This is a genomic window from Adhaeribacter terrigena (assembly GCF_016623615.1).
Lineage (GTDB): Bacteria > Bacteroidota > Bacteroidia > Cytophagales > Hymenobacteraceae > Adhaeribacter_A > Adhaeribacter_A terrigena.
In genome coordinates, this window is the sequence record NZ_JAEHFX010000016.1 from 1 (window position 1) to 8,202 (window position 8,202).

General features: G+C 45.2%; 1 protein-coding gene. It reads left to right on the forward strand.

Features of this window, described 5'->3' with window-relative positions; translation table 11 throughout:
* Positions 1 to 916: 916 nt before the first annotated feature.
* On the forward strand, positions 917 to 8,202 hold a 7,286-nt coding region (locus I5M27_RS18395; RefSeq protein ID WP_234462605.1), incomplete at its 3' end, for a fibronectin type III domain-containing protein.

Sequence of the window (8,202 nt, forward strand, 5' to 3'; positions counted from 1 at the left end):
TTTCACCACCAAACTCATCAGGCAATAAAACGCTAGCGTTTTATCATAAAAAAGGGAAGCTAAAGCTTCCCTTTTTTATTCATATACTTTAAATGAGTGGTTGAAAATAATTATTTTTTGAATCTTTTTAAATATTCACACTTTCGAATACATAACAATTGGAGCGTTTTTATTTGAATGAGACAGATACCAAAACGGTATCTTTTTTAGCCTTAAAACTCTGAAAAGACTCCTTTACATTTTACAGTGCTGGTATTCAGAAAGTCTCAAAAACTGCTCCTCATTTAAAACATTTCTTACCACGTTATTATTCATGAAACGAAGCTAAAATAATTGAATAGCCCCTTCGCACTTGTCTGTGGATACAACTGCTCCTATCGTAACTACCCTGGTAAAAGTTCATACCGCCAATATAAAAAAGAAAAATACTCGCATAGCTGTGGTTCGTTCACCCCCACATTACAACCCTTTGCCTGAACATTACACGCATTAGCATAATTCCTAGTCATTTTATCCTGAAAACATATTTAATACACAAAATAAAATAATATATTAATATTTAGTTTAGATATAGTTTTTTACTATATTTGATCACGAGTTATGAAATAACATCAAATCTTCTTACAAAACAACTTTAAAGCAGATACTTAACTCGTACATCTTCGATCGAACTGAAAAATAACACCGGTGTTTCTTAAGAAGAAACCCTGAAGATCAAGTCCCGCTCTCTTCTAAACCTGCGTTTTCATCTTTTTTACTTCCGATAATTTAAAGGCAACAACCTTCAGATGTTAGTCTTGCCTGAATTTTATCTCCCCAACAAATTTTAAACTTAAAATTTTATCTTATGACTAGAACTTTACCCCTCCAAAAGCGGCGGTATAGCTGGGGCCGAGCGTCCGATGCAATAGCGATCATGCCGAAGATTTACAGCATATCTTTCTTCAGTTTGATCATACTACTGAGCAGTGTCCATCATTCCTGGGCACAAAATGCCGCGAATTACAGCTTTGCTACTTCTACTACCGGTTCGCTGGCTCTTGACCTTAATGGCAATGCGGTTGATATGAGCTCAGGTACTACTCAGTTAGTGGCAGCTAATCTGGATAATAATGCCAGCACATTACAAGGAATCCCATTCTCATTTATGTTTATGGGTACAGCTTATACTCAATTTTCCGCAAGCAGCAACGGGATGATCAGGCTTGGAAGCACAGTTATAGGAACTGGTACATATACTGTATCGACAGGAACTGCCACGTCCCCAATTATTTCAGCTTTTGGCGGGGACTTAAGCACGGGACCTTCAGGCAAAGTCCACTTCAAAATTTTTGGTGCGGCTCCTAACCGTACCTTAGTTATTGAATTCTTGAATATGTCATTGCTTTACCAATCTTCTCCCACCAATGATGGCACCTATCAGGTCCGTTTGTATGAAAGTACAGGAGTAGTAGAATTTGTATATGGCGCTATGACGCGTAATATCGGAACCGGCGCACTTAACTCTCAGCAAGTTGGAATTGGGTTTTCCGCAGGTAGTTCAGCTGGTACGCGAGCCTACATTATTTCTGCAACAAATACGAACACAAACAACTCTGCCACATTCAACCAGCAAACTTATACAGTCGGCTCAATACCAAATCTGGATTCGCCCACGATTAGTAGCCAACGGACTTATAGTTATACTCCATCTATTATTCCAAACGCCCCTAGTAATTTAACATTCAGCAATATTCGGCCTTTTACTATTACTCTTAACTGGGCAGATAATGCTACAAATGAGATAGGCTACACCATATACCGGTCTACCGATAACATTAATTTTACTGTTATCACCCAGCTTGCAAGCAATGCTCAGACTTATACTGACAATGCAGTAGCACCAGGTACTCAATATTACTATCAGGTTCGCGCCTACGCCGAAGCGCATTACAGTGGTTCGGCTACGGGCAACCAGACAACCCCCGTACTTGTTCCACTTAACGGCACGTATACCCTTAACCAATCCGGCTCGGGCAGTAGAAACTTTACTTCGTTCACCGATGCGATCACTTCTCTAAATGAAAATGGCATTTCCGGTTCTGTTACATTTAACGTTACGGCCGGGCAGACCTTCTCAGAAAATGTGCCGGCAATTACAGCTACCGGTATTCCAGGTAGTACCATCACCTTTCAGAAATCCGGCAGCGGGGCAAATCCGATCATCAGCTCTGCCGGTACAACTTCATCCTCGGATGCAGGCATTACGATTGCCGGCGGCGATTATTTCACCTTCGATGGCATTGATATCAGCATTGCCAGCGGCAGCGCTTTAGAATATGGCTACCTTATCCGGAACGCTTCAGCTTCCAACGGCGCCACGAACAACACGATTCAAAACGCCAGCATTACCCTGAACCGATCAAATACAAGCTCCATAGCACTACTGCAATCCTCTGGTTCTACCGGTGGTGGTTTTACCCCAACCAACGCTACCGGTACCAATCAGAATAACACCTATAGCAACCTCTCTATTCAGAATGTTTATAACGGCATCTTGCTTAACGGTGGTTCCGGCACTTTATCCGACAATAACAATACCGTTTCCGGCAATATAATTGGCAGTATTGCTGCAAACGATCTGGCTGGAAGCTCATCCACGGCTTATGGCATTAAAGCTAGCCTGCAAAACAATGTGAAGATCTTCTATAACGAAGTTCGAAACATTACTACCACATCTGGCACCATAGACGGAGTTTTTGTAGATCTGGCTCTTGGAGCTGCTCAGGTATATAATAATAAGATAAACAACCTGGCCATAACCTCAACCACTACTACTGTTGTGGTTACCGGCATGCGCCTGAACACGTACACCACCAACAACGGGCATAGCATAACCGCCTACAACAACATCGTTACCAATCTTAACCATGGCTTTACAGGAACTGCTTCAGCGAACCGGAGAATAATCGGGATTGTTGCGCAAGGCAATGGTTCAGGCTCAGGCAATAATTTGAATATTCATTTCAATAGCGTTCGGCTGGAACCTGCTGCTGCTTACAAAGCTTCCAGTACTGCTTTCGAAATCGGAACTGCCTCCGGTGCGGTTATGACGGTTACGAACAACATATTTGCAAACTTTATGGCAGCGCAGACAGGCGTAGCAAAACATTATGCCTGGGTTACCACCTCGGCTACTGCCACCGGCAATACGGGCTCTGTTTCTAACTATAACGATCTTTATATTGCTGATGCAGGAAATGGCTTTATTGGCCTAACTAACACAACCGATCGGGCTACCTTAGCTGATTGGCAAACCGCAACCAACCAGGATGCAAATTCTGTATCGGTAATACCACAATTTGTTTCGGCTTCCGATCTACATGCTTCAGCGCCCGCTCTGAATAATGCCGGTACTCTGATAGCAGGAATTACCACCGACATGGATGGCGAAACCAGAAATGCAACTACACCTGATATTGGCGCTGATGAGTTTACGCCATCTTCACTGGATTTGGGTGTAACTGCATTTGTAAATCCAGGTGCAATCGGATGCTTTTCAGCAAACGAAAGCATTGAGGTTACAATCAAAAATTACGGAACAAACGCAGTAGACTTCAGCGTTACCCCATCAACGGTAGAAATTGTTATTTCCGGCGCCTTTCCTCAAACTATTTCTCATGCAATTAATACCGGTAGCCTGGCGGCTGGAGCCAGCCTGAATGTAGTTGCCGGTACTGCAAATATGACAGCGTATGGTACTTACATTTTTAACGCATCTACCATAACTCCCGGCGATGGGAACAGTGGCAACGATGCAATGCCTGAAACTACCAGACTTCTTGCTCCGCCGGTTGCCCAACCTCTAAGAGTAGATTTTGCGGGTTTTAATGGTACTAATCTTACTTCTCAATTTACGGGTTGGTACGAAGCTATTGGCGCTATTACCCCAACCGGTAATGCTTCTGGCTGGGCAAATGATGATTTTGCTAATGTTACAGGGGGAGCCAACGGAATTTCTGCTAAAATCAATCTTTGGTCTAATACCAAAAATGAATGGATAATTAGCCCTAAAATTACAGCAACAGCCACAACTGAACTCCATTTCGATTTAGCTTTAACCCTTTGGAATAATACCAGCGCAGCTACGCTCGGCTCCGACGACGAACTGAAAGTTATGGTATCTACTGATTGTGGCAGCACTTTTACGGCCATCCGTACTTATAATGCCTCTACTTCAATAAACAATACCGGACAAACAGAAGTAGTTAACTTGGCTTCTTTCGCTGGCCAGAATATAATTGTAGCTTTCTACGCAACCGAAGGCACTATAGCTGGTGCATCAGGCGGCCCAAATGATGTAGACCTTTTCCTTGATAATATATTTATTGGAACGCCTCCTAGTTTAGATATGGGCGTTATTGCAATGGTTTCTCCTGGCCCCGTTGGCTGTTATTCTGCCAATGAAAACATTTCAGTAACCATCAGGAATTACGGTACCGCTCCTATCGATTTCAGCATTAATCCGACTACAGTTACCGTAAATGTTACCGGGCCTGTTCCGAATACAATTTCTACGGTAATAAATTCTGGCACATTACCTACTGGCGACACGCAAAATATAACTGTCGGGCAATTAGATCTGCGTACTACCGGAGGAACTTACACATTCAATGGAAGCATTTCCGTAACAGGTGATGGCAAATCTGCTAACGACGTCATGCCACAAGTTAGCCGCACAGTAGCTCCACTTGCTGTTTTACCTCAGGCAGTAGACTTTACCGGTTTCACTGGAAGTAATCTCAATACCGGTTTCCCCGACTGGAAAGAAGCAACTGGCGCGGCCAAGCCAAGCAGCACAAGTTCCGTCTGGACCAGCGCGGCTACCACCCAGGCCACTTTCCTGGGTTCGGTTACAGCTAAATTAAACTTTACCACTACTGCTTCTACCGTAAGGCAGGAGTGGATCGTGGGTCCTAAAGTTGCGGCTACCGCTACTACTGCCCTGAAACTAAAAGCTGCCGTTACTTCTTCCGGTGGAAATGCTGTAGCCACCATGCTGCCAACAGATTCGCTTAAGATCATTGTTTCTGCGGACTGCGGTGAAACCTATATAAGAGTAGGCGCTATTACCGGAAATGATAACCTGACTAATGCGTTAACTACTTTTACTTTTAATTTAGGTGCTTATAACGGCCAGGATATTATTGTGGCTTTATTGGGAAAAACCGGAACTCCACGCCCTGCCGTTGCTTATGACCTACATGTAGACGATATTTTCCTCGGCACTCCGCCTTCTACCGACCTGGGCATCACCTCAATTCTTAGCCCTGGTACCGGGTGCGGTTTGAGTACTCAGGAAACTATTTCTGTAACAGTTAGTAATTTCGGCTCTAATGTTCAGACCAATATCCCATTACAATACTCCCTTAATAATGGAACTCCGATAGCGGAAATAATGGCGGGCCCATTAGCTCCCGGAGCATCTGCGACGTACAATTTCAACACAAAAGCCGACTTTTCGATCGCAGGCACCTATACCATTGCTGCGGCAACTACCATAAGTGGAGATGCAGATGCCAGTAATAATAGTGCTGCAAAAGCCATAAACTCTATTCCGGTAATTACCTCCTACCCTTATTCACAGAATTTCGAGAATGGCGCCGGAAACTGGACAACAGGCGGCATAAATAATTCCTGGGCTTTAGGCACTCCGGCAGGTTCGGTTATTAACAGCGCTGCTTCCGGATCAAATGCTTGGAAAACCAACCTGACGGGCAATCATAATAATAACGAACAATCTTTCGTTACAGGGCCTTGTTTCAATTTCAGCACCCTGGTTAAACCAATGCTTGAAATGAAAATATGGTGGACAGCGGAGTTTGGCTGGGACGGCGCTGTATTGCAGTCATCTATAGACGGAGGTACAACCTGGCAGAATGTAGGCACCATGGGCGACCCTAACAACTGGTTTAATTATGATGATATTGGTGGAAATCCTGGCGGTCAACTGATCGGCTGGACAGGAACGGGTGGCAGCAGCAGTAACGGATGGGTCACTGCCAAGCATGAATTAAATGGCCTGGGTGGCCAGGCTTCAGTAAAATTGCGCATTGCATTTGGCTCGGATATTTCAACAGTAAACAACGGTTTTGCATTCGATGATATCCTGATCCAGGAAGCACCTGCCTTGAATATCGGCGCTATTGCTCTGGCAACTCCTTTAGCCACAGGGTGCTATGCAGCCAACGAACCGGTAACCATTACTATTCAGAACTTCGGCATTGCTCCCATAGACTTTACCACAAATCCTACTGCTGTAACAGTTAATATTACCGGCGCTACTACAGCTACTTTAAACACCACGATAACTACCGGAACGCTGGCTGCCGGAGCAACTCACAATGTTTACGTAGATATTCTGAATATGACGCCGGCCGGCACTTACACATTCAATGCAACTGCCACTGTAACCGGAGATGGAGATACGTCTAATGATGCCATGCCACAAACTACCCGCTCAGTTGCTCCAATTGCAGCTTTGCCTCAGGCAGTAGACTTTAACAGTTTTACGGGTGCAGACCTTTCTACGCATTTTTCGGGCTGGAAAGAAGCAACCGGCGCAGCCAAGCCAAGTAGCACCTCTTCTGCCTGGACAAGCGCAGCCACTACCCAGGCCACTTTCCTGGGTTCGGTTACAGCTAAATTAAACTTTGCAACTTCTACCTCTACAACCAGGAATGAGTGGATCGTGGGGCCTAAAGTTCCGGCTACCGCTACTACGGCCCTGAAACTCAAAGCTGCCGTTACTTCTTCCGGTGGAAATGCTGTAGCCACCATGCTGCCAACAGATTCGCTTAAGATCATGGTTTCTGCTGACTGCGGTGAAACCTATGTAAGAGTAGGCGCTATTACCGGAAACGATAACCTGAGCAACGCGCTGACTGATTTCATTTTCGACTTAAGCGCTTATAACGGCCAGAATATTATTGTGGCTTTGATGGGCAAAACCGGAGCAGCCCGCCCAACAACCGCTTATGATCTGCACATAGATGACCTTTTCCTTGGAACACCTCCAACGCTGGACATTGATGCTGTAGCCTTGGCTTTAGCGACAAGCAAATGTTATGCTGGCAATGAACCGATAAATGTTACAATTCTGAACAATGGCCCGACAGCGCTCGATTTTAGCGTAAACCCGGTTACCGTAACGGTAAATGTAACAGGTGTAGTTACCCGGACATTATCTACTATCGTAAGTTCAGGTACCTTAGCTGCCGGCGCTACTCAGAATGTTTTTGTAGACAATCTGAATATGCGTATTGCGGGCGGAACTTATACCTTTAACGGTACCGCTACCGTAGCCGGCGATGGCAACACCAGCAACGATGCTATGCCATCTACCAGCCGGACCGCAATTGGCTTAGCAACATTGCCACAACAAGTAAACTTTACCGGTTTTACAGATGATAACCTTGCTGCTTTGTTCTCAGGCTGGAGCGAAGCATCGGGAACGGTTACTCCTACCGGTACTACTTCTGCATGGGCTAGTGATGATTTTGGCAATGTAGCTGGAGGTGTAAATGGAGTCGCAGCCAAAATAAACCTTTGGAACACCGGTGATAATATCTGGATAATAAGCCCCAAAGTAAACCCAACCGCTACCACTGAGCTTCGTTTTGACCTGGCTTTAACGCGGTATGGCAATACCAATGCTGCTACACTAGGCCCAGATGACGAGTTCAAAATAATGATTTCTACAGACTGCGGCAGCACCTATACGGCCATCAGAACTTTCAATGCCTCTACCCCAATCAGCAATACTGGTCAGACAGAAACCATTAACCTCTCTGCTTATGCAGGCCAGGATATTACTGTAGCTTTCTTTGCCACTGAAGGTAGCACTGGAGGAGGAATTGGTGCAGTAACGGATCTAGACCTTTTCCTGGACAATATTTTCATTGGCGATTGTACGCCAGGTTTATGGAGCGGACAAGTTTCCAGGGACTGGAACGTGGCTTCCAACTGGAGCTGCAATACAGTGCCAACAGCTACTACCAATGTAAGCATTCCTGCAGGCCTTAGCAACTACCCGCAACTTGCCGGCGGCACAGCCCAGGCCAATAACCTGACGGTTGCCACGGGCGCTTCCATCACCATAAACGGGGGCGCCTTGCAACTTGCCGGCAACCTGAGCAACAGCGGCACTTTCAGTAATGCGGC